The 21565-nt window shown below is 61.1% G+C and carries 16 protein-coding genes and 1 riboswitch; of the genes, 7 read left to right on the top strand and 9 right to left on the bottom strand.

The window, feature by feature from the left end; translation table 11 throughout:
- Positions 1-550: 550 nt before the first annotated feature.
- The 6 genes from HB375_RS04385 to hutI form a co-directional block, all read right to left on the bottom strand.
- Positions 551-2005 carry a GntP family permease gene (locus HB375_RS04385; RefSeq protein WP_167672490.1) on the bottom strand — a complete coding sequence of 485 codons (1455 nt, stop codon included), beginning with the start codon at positions 2003-2005 and terminating at the stop codon, positions 551-553.
- A gap of 525 nt (positions 2006-2530) precedes the next feature.
- On the bottom strand, positions 2531-3103 hold the full coding sequence (locus HB375_RS04380) for a HutD/Ves family protein (RefSeq protein WP_281409324.1): 573 nt from the start codon (positions 3101-3103) through the stop codon (positions 2531-2533).
- 12 nt (positions 3104-3115) lie between these two features.
- Positions 3116-4789, bottom strand: coding sequence for a urocanate hydratase (hutU, locus tag HB375_RS04375; protein WP_167671776.1), 1674 nt, complete (start codon positions 4787-4789; stop codon positions 3116-3118).
- Positions 4790-4801: 12 nt separating this feature from the next.
- Complete coding sequence (gene hutG, locus HB375_RS04370) at positions 4802-5605, bottom strand: N-formylglutamate deformylase (RefSeq protein WP_167671775.1); 804 nt, start codon at positions 5603-5605, stop codon at positions 4802-4804.
- A gap of 1 nt (position 5606) precedes the next feature.
- Entirely contained in the window at positions 5607-7142 is a 1536-nt protein-coding gene (gene hutH / locus HB375_RS04365; protein WP_167671774.1) for a histidine ammonia-lyase, read from the bottom strand.
- Between the two features lie 13 nt (positions 7143-7155).
- The gene (gene hutI, locus HB375_RS04360; protein WP_167671773.1) at positions 7156-8382 is read right to left on the bottom strand and encodes an imidazolonepropionase; all 1227 of its coding nucleotides are present in this window, start codon (positions 8380-8382) and stop codon (positions 7156-7158) included.
- A 112-nt stretch (positions 8383-8494) separates the two neighbouring features.
- On the opposite strand from hutI, the gene HB375_RS04355 reads away from it, so the two are divergent.
- Both HB375_RS04355 and hutC read left to right on the top strand, forming a co-directional pair.
- A complete protein-coding gene (locus tag HB375_RS04355; RefSeq protein ID WP_167671772.1) occupies positions 8495-9850 on the top strand; it encodes a formimidoylglutamate deiminase in 1356 nt (451 codons plus the stop codon).
- A gap of 71 nt (positions 9851-9921) precedes the next feature.
- The gene (hutC, locus tag HB375_RS04350; protein ID WP_167671771.1) at positions 9922-10647 is read left to right on the top strand and encodes a histidine utilization transcriptional repressor HutC; all 726 of its coding nucleotides are present in this window, start codon (positions 9922-9924) and stop codon (positions 10645-10647) included.
- A 64-nt stretch (positions 10648-10711) separates the two neighbouring features.
- Here the strand turns inward: hutC and HB375_RS04345 are convergent, their stop codons facing one another.
- Both HB375_RS04345 and HB375_RS04340 read right to left on the bottom strand, forming a co-directional pair.
- Positions 10712-11830 (bottom strand): ribonucleotide-diphosphate reductase subunit beta, encoded by a 1119-nt coding sequence (locus tag HB375_RS04345; protein WP_167671770.1) that lies wholly within the window; start codon positions 11828-11830, stop codon positions 10712-10714.
- Between the two features lie 85 nt (positions 11831-11915).
- Positions 11916-14783 (bottom strand): ribonucleoside-diphosphate reductase subunit alpha, encoded by a 2868-nt coding sequence (locus HB375_RS04340; RefSeq protein ID WP_167671769.1) that lies wholly within the window; start codon positions 14781-14783, stop codon positions 11916-11918.
- 109 nt (positions 14784-14892) lie between these two features.
- A riboswitch (cobalamin riboswitch) is annotated at positions 14893-15096 on the bottom strand.
- Positions 15097-15584: 488 nt separating this feature from the next.
- On the opposite strand from HB375_RS04340, the gene HB375_RS04335 reads away from it, so the two are divergent.
- From HB375_RS04335 to HB375_RS04315, 5 genes are all read left to right on the top strand, one after another.
- Positions 15585-16616 carry an amino acid ABC transporter substrate-binding protein gene (locus HB375_RS04335; RefSeq protein WP_167671768.1) on the top strand — a complete coding sequence of 344 codons (1032 nt, stop codon included), beginning with the start codon at positions 15585-15587 and terminating at the stop codon, positions 16614-16616.
- Positions 16617-16688: 72 nt separating this feature from the next.
- Complete coding sequence (locus HB375_RS04330) at positions 16689-17858, top strand: amino acid ABC transporter permease (protein ID WP_167671767.1); 1170 nt, start codon at positions 16689-16691, stop codon at positions 17856-17858.
- A 4-nt stretch (positions 17859-17862) separates the two neighbouring features.
- The gene (locus tag HB375_RS04325) at positions 17863-18957 is read left to right on the top strand and encodes an amino acid ABC transporter permease (protein WP_167671766.1); all 1095 of its coding nucleotides are present in this window, start codon (positions 17863-17865) and stop codon (positions 18955-18957) included.
- Positions 18950-20392: an amidohydrolase family protein gene (locus HB375_RS04320; RefSeq protein ID WP_167671765.1), complete on the top strand. Its 1443-nt coding sequence runs from the start codon at positions 18950-18952 to the stop codon at positions 20390-20392. Before HB375_RS04325 ends, HB375_RS04320 begins: the two co-directional genes overlap by 8 nt.
- A 34-nt stretch (positions 20393-20426) precedes the next feature.
- Complete coding sequence (locus tag HB375_RS04315) at positions 20427-21191, top strand: amino acid ABC transporter ATP-binding protein (protein WP_167671764.1); 765 nt, start codon at positions 20427-20429, stop codon at positions 21189-21191.
- A gap of 46 nt (positions 21192-21237) precedes the next feature.
- Here HB375_RS04315 and HB375_RS04310 read toward each other — a convergent pair.
- Positions 21238-21565, bottom strand: a 328-nt coding sequence (locus tag HB375_RS04310) for an aromatic amino acid lyase (RefSeq protein WP_167671763.1), incomplete at its 5' end; no start/stop codon positions are given.

The following is a 21565-nucleotide window of genomic DNA, read 5'->3' as shown; positions in this document are numbered from 1 at the left end:
CGTCGAATGAAGGTGTTGTCTGGGAAGGGATCTCTTCGCTCAGAAGGGACAACACTCATGGCCAATGCACATTCGGGGCATCGGGCGGAGAGAAGCCGGCTTTGCCAGAGCGATGATCATGACCAGCAATCCTTGACTGCAAGTCACGAAGCGCTCGGCACGCCCCGTGACGCTTTAGCGTTTGATGACGCGGCGCAAGCTGTGCACTTCAAATCACCGCGGTCCCCAATCTGCGCGAGCAGGCTGGGAGCTGTTACAGAGTGTCCCGGAAATTCGGCCGAGTCAACAAGAATGTTCTTTTTTTAGAACGCCCATTCAGGGAATAAAACCGCCCTTCTCTCGATGACAGAGAAAGTGGTCCCCTACCCTAATTTAATAGGACTTTAGCGCCCATAATGACCTACCCACAAAGAGGCATTTTGTTCTTTTTGAAGGACAACAAGAATGGGGTATCGGTAGCGATCTAATGGAGATATGTGATCCGCTGGGCCGCGCGAAAGCGGCCGTATCGGGCCAGTCACAGTATTGGAGCGTGCGTATTCCAGCCGGCTCAGAAGGGCCCGACCATTGAGCCGATCACGATCAGGAAAACAAGCGCTATCACGGGGCCAACGATTCCGACGATGACAATGTCGCGATAGCTCTCGCGATGCGTCGAGCCGCAGACCGCGAGCAGCGTCACCACCGCGCCATTGTGCGGCAGACTATCAAGGGTGCCCGATCCGATCACCGCCACGCGATGCAGGAGAGCTGGATCGAGCCCTATCGACGTTGCTCGCTCCAAGTAAGTCGCGCCAAGCGCGTCCAGTGCAATCGTCAGGCCGCCGGATGCCGATCCGGTCAGAGCGGCAAGTGAATTAGTAGCGACCGCCAGCGACACCAAGGGGCTGCCGCCGATACCGAGAACAGCATCGCGCACCACTGCGAACGCAGGCATTGCGGCCACGACCGCGCCGAATCCGACCAGGCTCGCAACATTCATCGCCGGTAGCACTGCCGCATTGGCGCCGGCGTCTAAGGTCGCGCGGGGAGCCGGCAATCGTCCATGGCTCACCGCAAGTACCGTGACGATAGCGCAAGTGAGTGCGGTGATCACCGCCCAGATGCCGCCGAGATCCGCAAGCGAGACGCCGCCGAAACGAGGGTCCGCCAAATAGTGCGTGTCGAGTGCAGGCAGGATGAACTGCGACATCGCGAGATTGACGGCGACCACCACGACAAGGGGCAGGACAGCGAGTGTGATTGACGGTGGTCTATCGGTTTGCTTGCCATGCACGATTTCCGCCGGATCAAACTCACGCGCAGCGGTTGCCCGCTCCCGCAATTTTTCATCGGTTGCGAGACGACCGGCCGGCATCGGTGCACCGTCGCCAAAACCTTCGCCGATCCTCTTTGCCCTTCTCTCCTCGCGACCGAGCCACCACAGGCCGAAGCCAAGCATGATCAGCGCCGCCAGAATGCCGAGCCCCGGTGCGGCGAATGGCGTGGTGCCGAAGAACGGCATCGGAATCGCGTTCTGGATTGACGGCGTGCCGGGCAGCGCCGACATGGTGAAGGTCGAGGTGCCGAGCACGATCGCCGCCGGCATCAGCCGGCGGGGGATATTGGCGGTGCAAAACAGTTCCTGCGCCATGGGCGCCAAAACGAAAAAGGCGACGAAGAGGCTAACTCCCCCGTAGGTGACCATCGCACCAGCGAGCACGACTGCCAGCATCGCCCGCTGTGGACCCATCCGCTGCGTCATGAAGGTCGCGATGGCGGTCACCGACCCGCTGTCCTCCATCAACTTGCCGAATAGCGCGCCAAGCAGAAACAAGGGAAAGAAGCGCGCAAGAAACTCTGCAGCACTGCCCATGAAAGTTTGGGTCCAGTGCGCCAGAAGAGGTTCGCGGGAGAACAGGGCCGCAACAAGTGCCGCGATTGGCGCAAGCAGCAGCACGCTCCAGCCGCGGAAGGCGAGTGCGATCAGAAGACCGAGTCCGCCAAGCATTCCGGCAAGTCCGATCAGCGTCATTGGCTTAAGCCTCCGCCAACAGCACATCCAAGTGTGGACCGCCGACCAAGATCATCGCCATGTCTTAAGAGGAACTCATCAGCGCAGCGGCGTCCCTCCTCCTTGAGCAGCGCGATGAACGTCCTTTCGACGTTCAGCTTCGATGAAGCGCCAAACTCTGCGAGCCGATCGCTTTTGATGCTGTGCATCCGCATCCCGGCCCTAGGCCACGGCTCATCGAGGAGGCGATCGAGGGCGCCCCTGGTGAACGCGCCGTGTGAGTCGCCGCCCTGCGACGCGATGTCTGTCGGGACCGGCTTCCGCGCTGTCTCATTTGGCGGTTCTGGCTCCACCTAGCCCTCCAAATGCTCAGGCTGAACCTATAACATTCCGTCCCGATCCCTTGTTTCAAGACCATCGATCACGACGGCATCGTTGCGATGCGATCAGGCTAGCGGTCAAGCCGGCCCTGCGGGATCGGAGGCGATCGACAGGCAGCGATGTCGTTCTGTTTTCTAGGAAGGCCGCAACAGATCCTTACAGCTCCGGCCTCACGTCGATTAGAAAAAGGTCAACCGCTCCCTCGGACGTCACCGAAAGGCGTTCACCCGGCTCCAGTCGAACCGTGTCCCACCGGGCAAGCTCGGCCTGTTCAACGCCGCTGCGCACCCGGGCCATGGCATTGAAGACGAGTAGAGCGTCATGCTTCGCCTGAACGGCCAGCGTGCCAATCACAGTCTCTCGGCGCATGAAGTGCCTGTAACGGCCGCGACGGGTCATCATGTTGAGATCGGTCGTCGCCCCCCGAAGATTGCGGCTGCTGATCACCCAGTCACCTGGAAAGGAAAACGGTTCTGAACCCGGCCCGAGCGTGACCGTGCGCCCCTCAGGCAGATCAAGCGCCAGGCCTTCGCCATCGAGAAGCGCAATGGTCCGTTCGATGTCGGGGAAGACCGAGAACGGGCCGTCCGTACCAACATGCGCAATGCTGAGGCGCCAGTCGAAACTCTCAACGCTGCTGCCAGCCGGGAAGGCCATCACCTCCTCGGTGAGGCCCTGCCCGTTTTTCCATGGCATACGTGAATAATCCCGGCGCCGGATAATCCGCATCTTAGCCTCGCCTCAGTTACCAAGGATGCCCGGCAGGCGCAGGCCCTTTTCCCTCGCGCAGTCCAACGCGACGTCGTAGCCTGCATCGGCATGGCGCATGACGCCTGTAGCCGGATCGTTCCACAAGACGCGTTCGATGCGGCGCGCGGCATCGTCTGTGCCGTCGCAGCAGATGACCATGCCTGAATGCTGCGAGAAGCCCATGCCCACGCCACCACCGTGGTGCAGCGACACCCAAGTCGCACCGGAAGCGCAGTTGAGGAGTGCGTTGAGCAGCGGCCAGTCGGAGACGGCATCGGAGCCGTCCTTCATTGCCTCCGTTTCGCGATTGGGAGAAGCGACCGAGCCTGAATCGAGATGGTCGCGGCCGATGACAATCGGCGCCTTCAGCTCGCCGTTTCTCACCATCTCGTTGAACGCCAGGCCGAGGCGATGACGGTCACCGAGGCCTACCCAGCAGATCCGCGCTGGCAGCCCTTGGAAGGAGATGCGTTCCTTAGCCATGTCAAGCCAGTTATGCAGATGAGCATTGTCGGGCAGCAACTCCTTGACCTTGGCGTCTGTCTTGTAGATGTCCTCCGGGTCGCCCGAAAGCGCCGCCCAGCGGAAGGGGCCGATGCCACGGCAGAAGAGCGGACGAATGTACGCCGGCACGAAGCCAGGAAATGCGAAAGCGTTGTCCAGCCCTTCCTCCTTGGCCACCTGGCGGATGTTGTTGCCGTAGTCGAGCGTTGGGACACCCATGTTCCAAAAGTCGACCATGGCAGCGACATGGACTTTCATCGAAGCGCGGGCCGCTGCCTCCACGGCTTTCGGATCGCTTTCCTGCTTCGCGCGCCATTCGGCCACCGTCCAGCCAGCCGGAAGATAGCCATGTATCGGATCATGGGCTGAAGTCTGATCGGTGACGATGTCAGGCTTCACGCCGCGGCGCACGATTTCAGGGAATATCTCAGCGGCGTTGCCGATGAGACCAACAGACTTCGCCTCTCCTGCCTTCGTCCATTGATCGATCATGGCGAGCGCCTCGTCGAGCGTATGCGCTTTGGCGTCGAGATAGCGTGTGCGCAGGCGGAAATCGACGCGAGTCTCATCACACTCGACAGCCAGGCAGCAAGCGCCAGCCATGACGGCCGCCAGCGGCTGGGCACCACCCATGCCGCCGAGGCCTCCCGTCAAAATCCACTTGCCCGTCAGGTTGCCGCCATAGTGCTGGCGGCCAGCCTCAACGAATGTCTCGTAGGTGCCCTGAACGATCCCCTGGGTCCCGATATAAATCCAGGAACCCGCGGTCATCTGGCCGTACATGGCCAGCCCCTTTCTGTCGAGTTCGTTGAAATGGTCCCAGGTCGCCCAGTGCGGAACGAGGTTTGAGTTAGCGATCAGCACACGCGGCGCGTCCTTGTGCGTCCGGAAGACGCCGACAGGTTTGCCGGACTGTACCAGGAGCGTTTCGTCGTCGTTCAGCGTCTTGAGGGTTGCGACAATACGGTCGAAATCCTCCCATGTGCGAGCGGCGCGGCCGATGCCGCCATAGACAACAAGCTCATTCGGGCGCTCGGCGACATCCGGATCGAGATTGTTCATCAACATGCGCAGCGGCGCTTCCGTGACCCAGCTTTTAGCGTTGAGTTCGGTGCCCCTTGGCGCGCGGACCTCGCGAACGTTGTGGCGCGGATTGGTCATGATCTTGTCCTCTCAATGTCCGAGACGAAGCGCGATCGCTTCGATGCGCTCGAGAATGGCTTTCAGCTGGACGCGGAGTGCTTCCGCCTTTGCGGGCTCGTAGGCGTAGGGCGGGGTTTCAGCCATCAAATGGGTCGACTGTGCGAGTTCCATCTGGATCGCATGGACGCCGCTCTCCGGTCGACCGTAGTGCCGTGTCGTCCATCCTCCTTTGAAGCGGCCGTTCAGCACATGGGTGTAGTCCTCCGCCGCGCGCGCAGACTCGACGGCGGCGGCCTCGATCGCTGGATCGCAGGCGCGCCCCATGTGAGTGCCGATGTTGAAGTCCGGCAGCCGTCCTTCAAACAGGAACGGGATATGTGAACGGATGGAGTGGCAGTCGTAGAGGACGGCGACACCATGCAGTGCCTTCACTCGGTCGATCTCGGCCGAAAGCGCGGCATGATAAGGTGCATGGAACTGCTCCACGCGACGGCAAATGTCGGCTTCGGTCGGCTCCTCCCCCGATTTCCAGAGGGACTTACCGTCGAAATCGGTCTCGGGGATGAGGCCGGTAGTGTTCTGGCCCGGATAGAGGCTCGCCCCAGACGGATCCCGATTGGCGTCAATCACGTAGCGATGGAACGTCGCCCGAACCGTCGTCACCTTGGGCAGCAGGCCGGCATAAAGGGTGTCGATATGCCAATCGGTGTCAGCCAGGATCGTACCGTTGTCGTTAAGCCTCGCGGCAATCTCCGGCGGTAGCTCCGTGCCCGTGTGCGGAAAAGCGAGGATGACGGGCGAAGAGCCGCGGCTGATCTCGAAGACAGGGGACATGTTATACCTCCAGCACCGGCAGCAGGCTGGCCGAGACGCAGGCGATCAACCTGCCGTCGGCAACGAGCGCCGCGGCGGCATCCAGATCGGGCGCCATGTAGCGGTCCTCCTCCAACGTCGGCACGACGGAGCGCAGGGTAGCGATGACCGTCTGCAGTTTCGGGCTCGTGGTCAGCGGGGCGCGCAGCTCAATGCCTTGAGCTGCTGCCAAGGCCTCGATGCCGATGATGGCAAACAGGTTTTCAGTCATCTGGACGAGCCGTCGCGCGCCATGGCAAGCCATGGAGACGTGATCCTCCTGGTTCGCCGAGGTCGGCGTCGAGTCGACAGAGGCGGGATGTGCCATCTGCTTGTTCTCGCTCATCAGCGCAGCAGATGTGACTTCCGCGATCATGAGGCCGGAATTCAGCCCCGGCTTCTTCGCCAGGAACGCAGGCAGACCATAGGATAGCGCCGGATCGACGAGCAGCGCGATGCGGCGTTGAGCAATGGCACCGATCTCGCATACCGCCATCGCGATCTGATCGGCGGCGAAGGCGACCGGTTCAGCGTGAAAATTACCGCCAGAAACGACGCTGTCATCCGACAGTACGAGTGGATTGTCCGTCACCGCGTTTGCCTCGATCTCAAGCGTGCGGCCAGCCATGCGCAAAAGGTCGAGGCAGGCTCCGTCCACTTGCGGCTGGCAGCGGATGCAATAGGGATCCTGCACGCGCTCATCGCCGTGCAGATGGCTCTGGCGGATAGCCGATCCTTCTAGCAATCCGCGAAGAGCCGCAGCGGTGTCGATCTGGCCCCTGTGGCCGCGCAGCGTATGGATTTCGGCCGTGAACGGCGCGGACGAGCCCATGGCCGCATCGGTTGACATGGCCCCAGTAATCAGTGCCGCCTGAGCAGCGCGGTGGGCGCGAAACAGGCCGCCGAGCGCCAAGGCGGTGGATGCCTGCGTGCCATTGATGAGGGCAAGTCCTTCCTTGGCTGCGAGCACCACCGGCTTGAGTCCCGCCCGCTCCAGAGCGACACGGCCGGGCAACCGCTCAGCCTGATAGAAGGCCTCGGCCTCTCCCATCATCACCGCAGCCATGTGGGCGAGTGGCGCAAGATCCCCCGAGGCGCCGACAGACCCTTTTTCCGGGATGACCGGTGTCACACCTCTCTCCAACATGTCTTCGATCAGGCGCACCAGCTCCAACCGCACGCCGGAGGCACCGCGTCCGAGCGATATGAGCTTCAGCGCCATGATGAGGCGCACGATATTCTCCGACAGTGGCGCCCCCACGCCGCAGCAATGGGAGAGGATGAGATTGCGCTGGAGTGTGGCCGTATCGGCGGCGTCAATTTTGATCGAGGCAAGCTTACCGAAGCCGGTGTTGATGCCGTAGACTGGCTCGTTGCCGGCGGCGATGGCCGCAATGCGGGCAGCGGCCTTCCCGATATTGGCGTCGCTGCCGCGGTCGAGCTTGGCGGCCACGTTATTCCAGTAAATTGCGGCAAGATTGTCGAGCGACACCGCGCCAGGATGCAGGATGATGGTCATGATTTGCCTCTTCTCAGGCCTGAACTTGTGCCCGCCCCCTCCACACGCGTGCGTGGAGCGGGTTAAAGCCCATCCGGTAGACGAGCTCGGCAGGGTCCTCGATGTCCCAGATGGCGAGATCGGCGACCTTGCCGGACTCCAGCGTGCCGATCTCCGGCTGACGACCAAGCGCGCGGGCGGCCTCGCGTGTCACACCGGCAAGGCACTCCTCGACGGTGAGACCGAAAAGGGTCGCACCCATATTCATCGTCAGAAGCACGGAAGTAAGCGGCGACGTACCGGGATTGTTGTCGGTGGCGAGCGCAATCTTCACGCCATGTTTGCGGAAGAGATCGACCGGCGGCTTCTTCGTCTCGCGGATAAAATAGAAGGCCCCAGGGAGCAGGACAGCTACCGTACCGGCGCGGGCCATGGCGGCGGCGCCTCTCTCGTCGGCATATTCCAGATGATCGGCTGACAACGCTCCGTATTCCGCAGCAAGCGCTGCGCCGGACAGGTTGGAGAGTTGGTCGGCGTGCAATTTGACCGGCAGGCCGAGCTTTTTGGCAGCATCGAAAACAAGCCGGATTTCCTCGGGGGAAAAGGCGATGCCCTCACAGAAGCCGTCAACTGCATCCGCGAGACCCGCTGCATGTGCGGCTTCCAGCCCTGGCAGCACGACCTCCCGCAGAAAATCGGCGCGGCTCTTGTATTCGGGGGGCAGCGCATGTGCGCCGAGATAGGTGGCGGTCACCGAGACCGCCCTCTCCTCCCTGAGCCTGCGAGCTACGCGCAGGATCTTCAGCTCATGCTCGACAGTCAGTCCGTAACCGGACTTGATCTCGACCGTGGTGACGCCTTCCGCCAGCAATGCATCGAGCCGCGGCAAGCTTTCGCGCACGAGATCGTCTTCGCTTGCAGCCCGCACACTCGAGACGGACGAAACGATGCCTCCCCCTGCCCGCGCAATCTCCTCATAGGTTGCGCCAGCGAGTCGCATCTCGAACTCACGCGCGCGGTTTCCAGCATGAACAAGATGGGTGTGGCAGTCGACGAACCCAGGCGTGATCCAGCGCCCCTCGCAGTCCACGACCTCAGCACGTGCAACATAAGGAGCCGGCAACTCAGCCGCCGGACCGGCGAACAGAATGCGCCCGTCGCGGACGGCGAGTGCACCGCTCTCCACCACACCCAGTCCGATCAGGCGCGGGTCAAGCGTTGCAAGCCGAGCATTCGTCCAGATGCGATCGCCTTCCGCCATGCTCTCGTTTCCCTGTCACACCTTGTTGCGTGTCCGCTCGTCTTTATGTATATACTTAATTGACATCCACGCAAGCCGGAAATTCGGCGGAACGCTAGGCGAGGAGACCGCGATGACCGTCATTCATGCCGAGAACGCACTGCTGCCAAACGGCATTGCGCGCGATGTGCGGGTTCTTCTTTCAGGCGGGCATATCGACAGTGTGGAGATGGGAGTCGCTGCCCAACCGGGAGACGAGCGTCACCGTTTCCTGCTGCCCGCAATACCCAACCTGCATAGCCACGCTTTCCAACGCGCAATGGCCGGCCTGGCCGAAACCCGCGGGCCTGGCGATGATAGTTTCTGGAGTTGGCGTGCAGTCATGTACCGCTTCGCGCTCTCCATGGAACCTGATCACGTCGAGGCGGTGGCCGCGCAGCTTTACATGGAAATGCTGGAAGCCGGTTTCTGCCGCGTGGGCGAATTCCACTATCTGCATCACGATAAGGACGGCACGGCCTACGCGAACCCGGCCGAGATGGCCGAACGAATCGCGGCAGCGAGTGCGGAGGCAGGCATCGCGCTCACGCTGCTGCCGGTCTTCTACGCCCATTCGGGTTTCGGAGGGAGCGCGCCGATTGAGGGACAGCGCCGTTTCATCAACGATCTCGATCGCTATGCAAGCCTGATGGAACGGTCAGCGAAAATCGTTGCCCGCTTGCCCGGTGGCATTCTCGGAGTCGCACCGCACAGCCTGCGCGCGGTCACGCCCCAGGAGCTCGCTGCCATCCAGCCTCTCGCTCAAGACGGGCCGATCCATATCCACATCGCCGAACAGGTGAAGGAGGTGGAAGACTGCATCGCGTGGTCTGGGGCGCGGCCAGTGGAATGGTTGCTTGACTGCGCGCCCGTTGACGGGCGCTGGTGTCTCATTCACGCCACCCACATGACGGAAGCCGAAACGCGTCGCGTGGCCGAAAGCGGCGCGGTCGCCGGGTTATGTCCCGTGACGGAGGCAAACCTCGGCGATGGGGTGTTTTCGGCGCCTCTTTTCCTGCAAAGCGGCGGTCGCTTTGGTGTCGGCTCGGATTCCAACATCCTGATCTCCCTTTCCGAGGAGCTACGGCTGCTCGAATATTCACAGCGACTTGCCCGCCACTCCCGCAACGTAATCGCTCCTCCTGGCGGGTCGACTGGCCTCGCCCTCCTTCAAAGGGCGCTTGAGGGCGGCGCGCAGGCGCTCGGCAGCACCTGTGGGATCGAGCCTGGCAAACCTGCCGATCTTATGACCCTCGATATATCGGAAGTTCCTTGGCTTTCTGCGGAACACCTCCTCGACCATTTCGTGTTTGCCAGCGGCGTAGGGATCGACACGGTCTGGGTGCGCGGCCGGAAACAGGCGGAACACGGACGCCATATCCGCCGCGATCAGATCTCGGCGCGCTTCCGTGCGGCAATGAGCGACCTGCTCGCCCGCGACACGGGCTGAAGATTTTCATTTCTGCTTACGCCGACGCTGCGCTAAAGCGGACCAGAAGAGTTGAGAAGGATGAGCGCGACGTGGCGAACGGAAACGCCAAGGAAACAACCCTCCACCAGAAGATCCTGAGCGACATCGAGAGCCGGATCGTGTCGGGCGAATGGCAGCCGGGTTTCCGCCTGCCGTTCGAGGTCGACCTCGCCGAGCAATATCAATGCTCGCGCATGACCGTGAACAAGGTCATGACCCAGCTTGCCAAGTCCGGCTTGATTGAGCGCCACAGGAAGGCCGGCAGCTTTGTCAGTCAGCCGCGCGCGCAGTCCGCCGTGCTCGAAATCCATGACATAGAGACCGAGGTAAAATCGCTCGGGCTTCCCTACGCCTATGCCCTCGTGCAGCGGAGTGAGCGGCAGGCCAGCGCCGAGGATCGGCGCCTGATGGACATCAACGAGGCCACACGCCTCGTAAAACTGCTCTGCGTCCACTACGCCGGCAAGAAGCCGTTCTGCGTGGAGGAGCGGAGGATCAATGCGAGTGCGGTCCCTGAAGTATCGGACGCGGATTTCGCCACCACGCCGCCCGGGCAATGGCTGCTTCGGCAGGTGCCCTGGAGCACGGCCGAGCACCGCATCCAGGCCGTCGGTGCCTCAGCGGAGGTGGCTCGATCGCTTGGGGTCACCAAGGGGTCGGCCTGCCTCGTCGTCGAGCGCCGCACCTGGAGCAATCTCCGCCCTATTACCTGGGTGCGGTTCACTTATCCCGGCGACAGACATACCCTCGTGGCGCGTTTCACGCCGAATACTTGACGACCTCCCCAACTTAAGGTCATCGCACCTCATTGGGGAGCACCCGAGCAACTCCGCCTCAGCGTCAGTCCCAAGCCAGAGCACCTCCGCTCTGATAGTCGATGACGCGGGTCTCGAAGAAGTTCTTTTCCTTCTTAAGGTCCATCGCCTCCGACATCCACGGGAACGGGTTCTCGGCCTCAGCGAAGACGGGAGCCAGTCCGAGCTGCCCGCAACGGCGATTGGCGATAAAGTGCATGTACTGCTCGCACAAGGCGGCGTTGAGGCCGAGGAAGCCACGCGGCATCGTATCTCGGCCATAGGCCGCCTCTAGCTCTGCCGCCTCGCGCAGCATCTGACGGACTTCGTCTTGGAATGACGGCGTCCACAGATGCGGGTTCTCAATCTTGATCTGATTGATCACGTCGATGCCGAAGTTGAGATGGATGCTCTCGTCGCGCAGGATATACTGGTATTGTTCGGCGATGCCGACCATCTTGTTGCGGCGGCCGAGCGCCAGGATCTGAGCGAATCCTGTATAGAACCACATCCCCTCGAAGACGACGTAGAAGGCGATGAGATCGCGCAGGAAGGCTTGGTCCGCCTCAGGCGTGCCTGTGACGAAGGATGGGTTTTCGATGCCCTGTGTATGCTTGAGCGCCCAGGCGGCTTTGTCGGTGATCGAGGGTATCTCGCGATACATGTTGAAGAGCTCACCCTCGTCGAGGCCGAGGCTCTCCACGATATACTGGAAGGTATGCGTATGGACCGCTTCCTCAAAGGCCTGGCGCAACAGATACTGGCGGCATTCCGGATTCGTGAGATGACGATAGATCGCCAGCACGATGTTGTTGGCCACCAGGCTTTCGGACGCGGCAAAGAATCCAAGATTACGCTTCACCATGCGCCGCTCGTCCTCGGTTAGTCCTTCGCGGGATTTCCAAAGCGCAATGTCGGCCTGCATCGAGACCTCGGTGGGCATCCAATGATTGTTGCAGGCGGCCAGGTACTTCTCCCAGGCCCATTTGTACTTGAGGGGCAACAGCTGATTCACGTCTGCGCGACAATTGATCATCGCCTTGTCGTCAACATTGACGCGCCCGCCGCTGCGGTCGATCGAGCCCAGCCCCGTCGTATCGGCAGGATTGGCAGATAAGGTGGATGCGAGCAGCGGAGCGTTTTGAGTCTCATTCCAGTCGAGCATGGGACATTCCTTGAAGGGAGGTGAGCCGCGCGGCGTGGCGCGGCTTTTCGGGATGGCGATTCAGTGCGAGGTCTGCGAGATCGCTTTATTGGCACGCTTCGCAGGTAGGATCGTCAATCAAGCATGCCTTGCCTTCGGCTCCGGTGCCGCTTGAAACCGAGGTCGCAGTGACCTGGACGGCATTCAGCTTGCCGTCGGTGCCCTTGAGCGTCGACTTCTCCACGTGGGTCGCCGCTGTCGCGCGCAGATAATAGGTCGTCTTGAGTCCGCGCTCCCAAGCCAGCCGATACATGCTATCGAGCTTCCGGCCATTCGGATTGGCGATGTAGAGGTTGAGCGACTGAGCCTGATCAATCCATTTCTGCCTTCGGGCCGCAGCCTCGATCAGCCAGGAGGGCTCGATCTCGAAGGCCGTGGCGTAAAGCATCTTCAGGTCGTCCGGAACACGGTCAATGGAAGCAAGGCTGCCGTCGAAGTACTTCAGATCCGAGATCATCACCTCGTCCCAGAGGTCGCGTGCCTTAAGATCATGCACAAGGGCCGGATTCACCACGGTGAAGTCGCCCGACATGTTGGCCTTCACATAGAGATTGCGGAAGATCGGCTCGATGGACTGCGAGACGCCACAGATGTTGGAGATTGTTGCGGTCGGCGCGATGGCCATGACGTTGGAGTTGCGCATGCCCACATGCATGACGCGCTCCCGCAGAGCCGACCAGTCAAGGACCGACGAACGGTCGAGATCTAGCCTTCCCCGCGCCTCGGAAAGGCGCTCGAGGCTGTCGATGGGCAGGATACCTTTCGACCAAAGCGAACCCTCAAAGCTCGGGCAACGCCCGCGTTCTGCGGCCAGCTCGCAGGAGGCTGCTATCGCATGGAAGCTGATCGCCTCCATGCTCTCGTCGGCGAAGGTGACTGCATCTTCCGATGCGATCGGCAGGCGAAGAGTATGGAGCGCGTCTTGATACCCCATGAGGCCGAGGCCCACCGGACGGTGGCGAAGGTTCGAGAGGCGGGCTTCCGGGATCGTATAGAAGTTAATGTCGATTACGTTGTCGAGCATCCGCAGAGCAGTCCGGACCGTGCGGGCGAGCTTGTCGTGGTCGAGACCCTGCGGGGTCACATGACGGGCGAGATTGACCGAGCCAAGATTGCACACCGCGACCTCATCCCGCGAGGTGTTGAGAGTGATCTCGGTGCAGAGATTGGAAGAGTGCACGACGCCGACATGGCCTTGTGGCGACCGGATGTTGCAAGGATCCTTGAAGGTGATCCAGGGATGCCCAGTTTCGAAAAGCATCGTCAGCATGCGCCGCCACAGATCGACCGCCCGGACCTGTTTAAAGACCTTGATTTTACCTTGCGCGGCCTTCGCCTCGTAAGTTTCATAGGCTGCTTTGAAGGCTAGGCCGTAGAGGTCATGAAGGTCGGGAACCTCATCAGGCGAGAAGAGTGTCCATGCGCCATCTTCGGACACCCGTTCCATGAAGAGATCCGGCACCCAGTTCGCCGTGTTCATGTCGTGGGTGCGGCGGCGATCATCACCGGTGTTCTTGCGCAGGTCGAGAAACTCCTCGATGTCAATGTGCCAGGTCTCAAGATAGGCGCAGACCGCGCCCTTCCGCTTGCCGCCCTGATTGACGGCAATGGCTGTGTCGTTGGCCACTTTTAGAAAAGGCACAACGCCCTGGCTCTCGCCGTTCGTCCCTTTGATCCGAGCCCCAAGCCCACGAACCGGTGTCCAATCGTTGCCGAGGCCACCGGAATATTTGGCCAGAAGGGCGTTGTCCTTGACCGATTTGAAGATGGCCTCGAGATCGTCGGGGATGGTGGTCAGGAAGCATGACGAGAGCTGCGGCCGTGTGGTGCCCGCGTTGAACAGCGTCGGGGTCGAGGCCATGAAGTCGAAGGACGAGAGCAGATCGTAGAATTCGATCGCCCTCGCTTCGCGGCCGATCTCGCGCAAGGCAAGTCCCATGGCAACTCGCATGAAGAATGCCTGCGGTAGCTCGAACCTCGTTCCTGCAATGTGCAAAAAATAGCGGTCATAGAGAGTCTGGAGGCCGAGATACTGGAAGTTCAAATCACGGTCCGGTTTCAATGCCGCCGCCAATCGTTTCAAGTCAAAGCGGGCGAGTTCCGGATCGAGCAATTCCGCCTCGATCCCCTTTGCGACGTAGGCGGGAAAATACGCAGCGTAGCGGTCTTTCATCTCGGCCTGCGTCGCCTGCTGGCGGCCGCCATGCGCGGCGCTCAGCGCTTCTCTGCGCAAGCCGTCCAGGAGGAGCCTGGCACTGGCAAAGGCGTAGTCAGGTTCGCGCTCGACCAGCGTGCGGGCGGCGAGGACAGGCGCCAGCGCCAATTCGGCCTCTGTGATGCCATCATAGAGATTGCGCTGGGTCTCGGTGAGGATGGCCTCGGCGGAAACATCCGCCAGCCCCTCGCACGCCTCGCTGATGAGGTTTCTCAGCCGGTCGATGTCGAGCGCGATGCGGCTGCCATTGACCAATGTCACATGAAACTCGGGAGCTATGATCGCCGTTGCCGGCGCAGCCTTCGCCCGCTCGGCCGCACGTTGCTCGCGGTACAACACATAGGCCCGCGCGACCTTGTGATGTCCGCCTCGCATCAAGGCGAGTTCGACCTGATCCTGAACTTCCTCGATGTGAAAGGTGCGACCTGCCTCCGCGCGCCGGGTGAGGCCCAAAACAATCTCCTGCGTCAGACTCTCGACGACCTCATGCACCCGGCGAGAAGCAGCAGCTGTTGAGCCCTCGACCCCGAGGAACGCCTTGGTCAGCGCAATGCCGATCTTCGAAGCATCGAAGGGCGTAACGCCTCCGTTGCGGCGGATGATTTGATAGCCGGGCTCGGCACGGGCCGTCGCTGGCGATGTGGAAGAAAGAGATAACGCCGCTGGCGCGGTGCTTTCGGTATGGAGAGAAGAGGACATTCGGCAACCCCAATATGTTGGGGGCTTGGGCCGAGGAGCGCATTCCGCGGCCGCGCATGGACAGGGTCGCGCGGCGCAAAGCGATCCATCGGGGCACCCCGCCCGAGGACATGATCGTCAGTCCTGGGCAGGTCTCCTGGCTTGCGGGTCATCGCCTCCTGCCGGCCTTCCCGGTGATGACTCACCAGTGACGCTAATGGCAGAACGCTCGTCGCTCACAGTTGCGGGGGCAGCCCCGGATTCGCCTCTCGACTCACCGGATTCCCTCTTAGCTCTGGATGTTCGTCCAGAGACCCATGACTACAACATATGGTGCATGCGCGACTGACGGCGTCAATATGGGGTGTGATCGTGTCAGCCAGTGTCCCCAGATTCCTTACTCTAATCTCGCTGCGCGAGAGTACCCTGCCGCAAGTCCGGCATCGCGAGCGCTCATCAGACCCAGCCCCTTGATTACCGCACCGACATGTATACAGTCTTGTCCGCGAGTATGTACACAAAACGGGCGTTATCGGGAGAGAGCCATGTGACACGACAAGCCCAGACAGCCAAAATATTCCATAAAAAACAGAGAATTACCGCTTATTTCGGGAAACGCCCGACTGTCGCAGATACGCCACCAGTCACTTTGCTCGGCGAGAGTCGTGCCCAGGAGCGGGTTCAAACTCACATTGGACGCCAGAAAGAAGGCAAATTGAATACAATCTCTGGCATCAAATGAGGAACATCGGCAGGGCGTTCTTAGAGATGCCTTGTCCACCAGAGGCGCGCAACGACGCGTCACATGCGGAGGAAGGGATCATGAAACGAGTGACTATGAATATGCTGCTGGCCGGCTTGACCGCAGCATGTCTGACAAGCCTATCAGCGCCTGCATCGGCGCAATCGACGCTCGATGCCGTGAAGAAGCGCGGCAAGCTCATCTGCGGCGTCTCGCAGCCGACGCCCGGTTTCGCTGTTCCCGACTCCAAGGGCGTGATGACAGGCTTCGACGTGGACATCTGCCGAGCGGTCGCATCCGCCGTTTTCGGCAGTCCCGACAAAGTTGATTTCGTTCCCACGAACATCAACACACGCTTCCAGGTCCTTCAGTCCGGGGAGATCGACATTCTCTCCCGGCAGACCACCATGACCTTCAGCCGGGACAACTCGCTCGGACTCGATTTCGGGCCGCCCGTCTTCTATGACGGCCAAGGGCTCATGGTTCACAAGAAACTCAATATCTCCAACGCAAAGGATCTCGACGGCGCGGCCATCTGCCTTCTGCCTGGGACGACGACCTTGCAGAACCTCGCGGACTTCTTTCGAGCCAACAACAAGAAGTTCGAATCCGTCGTTTTCGAGAACCCGGACGAGAACCGGAACGCCTTCTTCTCCGGTCGGTGCGACGCGACCACCAGCGATCGTTCAGATCTCGCCTCGGTCCGGGCCGTCGCCAACAATCCGGCCGACTACGTAGTTCTGCCTGAGACCATCTCCAAGGAGCCGCTGGCTCCTGTCGTGCGCCAGGGCGACTCGAACTGGCGCGACATCGTCAGCTGGTCGGTCTATACGCTCATCGCCGCAGAGGAAAAGGGCATCACGAAGAACAACGTGGATCAGCAGCTCTCGAGCCAGGACCCCGAAATCCAGCGCATGCTCGGCGTCACCGGCGACTTCGGAAAGATGATCGGTCTCGACAATCGGTGGGCCTACAACATCATCAAAGGCATCGGCAATTATAGCGACGTGTTTGAGCGCAATCTCGGCGAAAAGACCGCACTCGGTCTGACCCGTGGCCCGAACCAGCAATGGTCGAAGGGTGGGTTGCTCTACGCCCCCCCGTTCCGTTGATCCGATCCAAAGGGAGCGGCGCTGCATGAGCAGCGCCGCTCGGCCGCACACTTCTCAGCACTGGGACAAGAGATGCACGCCGCTTCGCAAAGCCCGTGGCGCATCATCTACGACCTGCGCGCGCGAGCGATCTTCTATCAAATTGTTTGTGCCGCATCAGTCGTACTGATCGCCTATTTTCTGTTTACGAACGCAACGGGGAGCCTCGCTCGGCAGAACATCACCACAGGCTTCGCCTATCTGAGTCGCGAGGCGGGCTTCGTGATCAGCCAGTCCCCTATCTCTTATCAGCCGTCAGATACCTATGCGCGAGCGCTTCTCGTCGGGATCATGAACACCGTTCGCGTCTCGATCCTCGCCGCCTTTCTCGCGACGGTGATCGGCACGCTCGTCGGCATCGCCCGCCTTTCAGCCAATCCACTCCTGTCGCGCCTTGCGATGGTCTATGTGGATGTCCTGAGAAACGTGCCGCTGCTGCTGTTCCTCTTTCTTTGGTATGCGGTCATCGTCACGTCCTTGCCACCAGCGCGGCAAGCATATCAGATTTTGCCCCATGTCTATCTGAGCAATGGCGGCCTGATCGTCCCGGCGCTCCAATGGTCGCAGGAGCTGACCTATATCAGCCTTGCACTGATTGCCGGCATCGGTTTGGCTTTCCCTTTCGCGCGAAAGATGCGCGACAAGCGGGTCGTTACGGGCGTCGAGCGGCGCCGCTGGCCGCTCGTTCTTCTCGCCGTCATCGCCCCGCCGCTCCTGTTCTTTGCGGTGCTGAGACCCACATTGGCAATGGACTGGCCGGAAATCGGCCGCTTTCGCATCGCAGGCGGCGCCCAGCTCATGCCGGAATTCGTCGCGTTGCTCGTCGGCCTTTCCTTGAGTGCATCCGCAAACGTGGCCGAAATTGTCCGAAGCGGCATCACAGCCGTCAAGAAGGGTCAATGGGAGGCTGCGGCCTCTCTCGGCTTACATCGCCCCTTGGCGCTTCGCCTAGTGATCCTGCCGCAATCGCTGCGCGTTATCATTCCACCGATGACGAGCACCTATCTCAATGTCTTCAAGAACAGCTCTCTCGCGATCGCCATCGGTTATCCAGACCTGGTCATGGTCTCGAACACGATCATGAACCAGACCGGCCAGGCCATTGAGCCGATCGCCATCTTCATGATGGTCTATCTCTCACTGTCGCTCTGCATCTCGGCCTTCATGAACTGGTACAACGCCCGCGTGGCATTGCGAGGGTGATGGCATGCAACTCGTCAAGACAGATCTGGCTCCGCGCGTCAGCCCTCCGCAGCAAGTTGGGCTCTGGCGCAAACTCTCTGCGCCCTATTTCGGAACCCCAGGAAACGCGATCATCACGGTCACATGCCTCGCCCTGATCGTACTTGTTCTGCAGAAGGCCTTTACATGGCTCGTTGTGGATGCGGTCTTCACGGGCGATCCGGCCACCTGCAAGGCAAGCGGCGGAGCCTGCTGGCCGTTCTTCACATCCAAAGTCCGTTTCATGGTCTTTGGCTTCTATCCTTATGACGAGCAGTGGCGGCCCCTCGCCGCCTTGCTGCTCTTCTTTGCCGGCTGCGGCATCTCGATGGGGCCCGCCTTTTGGGGACGAAAGCTTCTCGCGTTCTGGGGACTCACTCTTGCCGCCCTATTCTGCCTCATGCTCGGCGGCGTTTTCGGTCTCAGCTATGTGCCGACCTCCAAGTGGGGCGGCCTTCCCCTCTCCTTCATGCTGTCCTTCATCGGGCTTGCGGGCGCGTTTCCGCTTGGAATCGTGCTCGCACTGGCGCGCGCATCGAAGCTGCCGGTGATCCGCGCTCTCGCCATCGCTTTCATCGAACTTGTCCGCGGGGTTCCGCTCATCAGCATCCTGTTCATGGCCTCTGTCATGCTGCCGCTCTTCATGCCGGAAGGATTGACTATCGATAAGCTCCTGCGGGCCCAGATCGCGATCATCCTCTTTGCTGCCGCCTATGTGGCGGAGATCGTGCGCGGCGGGTTGCAAGCCATTCCACGAGGCCAGTTCGAAGCCTCCGCAGCCATGGGGCTTCATTATTGGCAGATGATGCGCCTTATCGTGCTGCCGCAGGCGATCAAGACGATGATCCCGCCTCTGGTCACGCTTTTTATCGGTTTCTTTCAAGACACCACGCTCGTGGTGATCGTCGGGTTACTCGATTTCCTCGACACCATCAGAAGCGCCATGCGCGATCCGCAATGGCAGGGCATTGCCGTGCTCGAAGGCTATATCTTCGCGGCGTCGGTCTATCTGCTCTTCAGCACGATCATGGGTGTCTATAGCCGTTTCCTCGAGCGTCACTTCCGGATGGGTCATGACTGATACGATTACCGCAATTCGCAACGCCGCCTGGGTCGTTTCCTGGGACGAGGCAGCCGCGCAGCATGTCTATCGACAGAATGTCGACGTGGCTTTCTCATCGAAAGGCATTCTCCATATCGGCCCCGGCTTCGAGGGCCGCGTGGATCAGGAGATCCAGGGCATTTCATGCCTGGTCATGCCCGGCTTCGTGAACGTTCATTGCCATTCCGGCGACGAACCGCTCGCCAAGGGCCTGTTCGAAGATATCGGCACGGCCGCGCTCTGGGGTAATGCGCTCTATGAGTATTCGGCTCTTCTCGACGCTGACGACGATGCCAAAGCAGCCTGCCAAACGGTTATGCTCGGCGATCTTATGCGCAGTGGCGTCACGACGCTTCTCGACATCGCCTCGCCCCATCCGAAATGGCTTTCGCTTGCGGCGGAGAGCGGCGCGCGGGTCTACCTTGCCCCCGGCTTCCGCGAGGCCGCTTGGCGAGTCGTGGACAGCCATCGTCTGGATTTCGACTGGAACGAGGCCGCTGGTCGCGAACGCTATGTGGAGGCCCTCGCCTTCATCGACCGGGTTCGGACGCATCCAAGCAACCGGCTTGAGGGTGTTGTGGCACCGTCGCAGATCGAGACCTGCTCGGAGCGCTTACTGCAGGAGGCAGCGGCCGAGGCCCGCAAGCGCTCGATACCCGTCACGATCCACGCCGCACAAACCATGGCCGAACATGAGGAGCTGCTGCGCCGAACCGGCGAGACTGCGCCAGCCTTTCTTGAACGCCTCGGTATCCTGGGGCCGGACCTGATCCTCGGTCACAGTATCTTCCTCGACCACCACTCCTGGACCCGGCAACGGACGCGAGATGATCTCGGACGCCTCGCCAAGAGCGGCACCTCGATAGCCCATTGCCCGGTCACCTTTGCCCGCAGCGGCATGACCCTCGAAAGCCTTGGCGCCTATCGTCGGGCGGGCGTCAATGTCGGCATCGGCACCGACAGCTATCCCTTCAACATGCTCGAAGAGATGCGCGAGGCCATGATCTGCTCGCGTGTTTCAGGGCGCAGCGTGTTCGATCTCGACACAGCCACCCTCTTCACGGCAGCGACGGTTGGTGGCGCGACCGCGTTGGGGCGAACGGATATCGGTCGGCTTGCTCCGGGTTCAAAGGCGGATTTCGTCCTTGTGGATTTGAATCATCCCGCCATGCAACCCGTCCACGACCCCTTGCGGAACCTGATCCATTGTTCAGCCGAACGCGCAGTACGTGACGTCTACGTGGATGGGCAAGTAGTCGTAAGAGACCGTCGGGTCGTGAACCTCGACTACGACGGTGCCGTCCGCGAGCTGCAAGACGCGCAGCGACGCGCATCCCGTCAGGCGGAGAAGAACGATCCGCGCGGCAGGCCGCTTGAGGTTCTCGCCCCTCGTGCATTGCCCCTGAAGAACTGATTTCTCGCGCACCATTCACATGAGAGAGACCTTAATGCCGACAAGAGACCGAAGCGCGACCGGCCAAGTGGATGCCATCGCGCTCGAAAGCGTGCACAAGTGGTACGGCGAGTTCCATGTGCTGCGTGACATCAACCTCAATGTCCGCCGTGGCGAGCGTATCGTGATCTGCGGACCTTCGGGCTCCGGCAAATCGACCATGATCCGCTGCATCAACCGCCTGGAAGAGCACCAGAAGGGCCGCATCATCGTTGATGGTACGGAACTGACCAACGACCTGAAGCGCATTGACGAGGTGCGCCGCGATGTCGGCATGGTGTTTCAACACTTCAACCTCTTCCCGCATCTCACGATCCTCGAAAACTGCACGCTCGCCCCGATCTGGGTGAAGAAGATGCCGAAGAAGGACGCCGAAGAGGTCGCCATGAAGTACCTGACCCGGGTCAAGATCCCGGAACAGGCCAACAAATATCCCGGCCAGCTCTCGGGCGGCCAGCAGCAGCGCGTGGCGATTGCCCGCTCGCTCTGCATGAACCCCAAGATCATGCTGTTCGACGAGCCGACCTCGGCGCTCGACCCGGAAATGGTGAAGGAAGTGCTCGACACCATGGTCGGCCTCGCGGAAGAGGGCATGACCATGCTCTGCGTGACCCACGAGATGGGCTTCGCCCGTCAGGTCGCGGACCGCGTGATCTTCATGGATTACGGGCAGATCGTGGAGATGAACACACCCAACGAGTTCTTCAAAAACCCGCAGCACGAGCGCACCAAGCTCTTCCTGAGCCAGATCCTGCACTGAGGGAGGCCACTCCGAAACCGGGGCGGTTTCGGAGCGGACGCCTTCCCTATTCCAGCGCTCCGATAGCGCTCTCGACCGCTTCGACCACCGCGCAGGAGCGCACGAGATCGAGCGCCTGGCGCATCTCGGTGGCGTACCAGCGGTCGCCGTCGAGCGCGGGCGGGATGATTGCGCGGATAGCCCCGATCGCCGCCTGCGAGCCTCGGCCGAGCGGATAGTCCTTCGCCAGCGGCTCAACGAGGGTCAGCGCCTGCGCCGCCATCAGCAATTCGCCCGCTACGATCTGCTCCACGTTCTCGACCACGGTGCGGGCCTTGCGCCCGCACCAGGTGGAGTTCGACACGTGATCTTCCGCATTCGACTTGCCGGGAATG

Source organism: Microvirga terricola, from assembly GCF_011777495.1.
GTDB classification, from domain to species: domain Bacteria; phylum Pseudomonadota; class Alphaproteobacteria; order Rhizobiales; family Beijerinckiaceae; genus Microvirga; species Microvirga terricola.
This window is presented reverse-complemented; position numbering and strand designations above follow the sequence as displayed.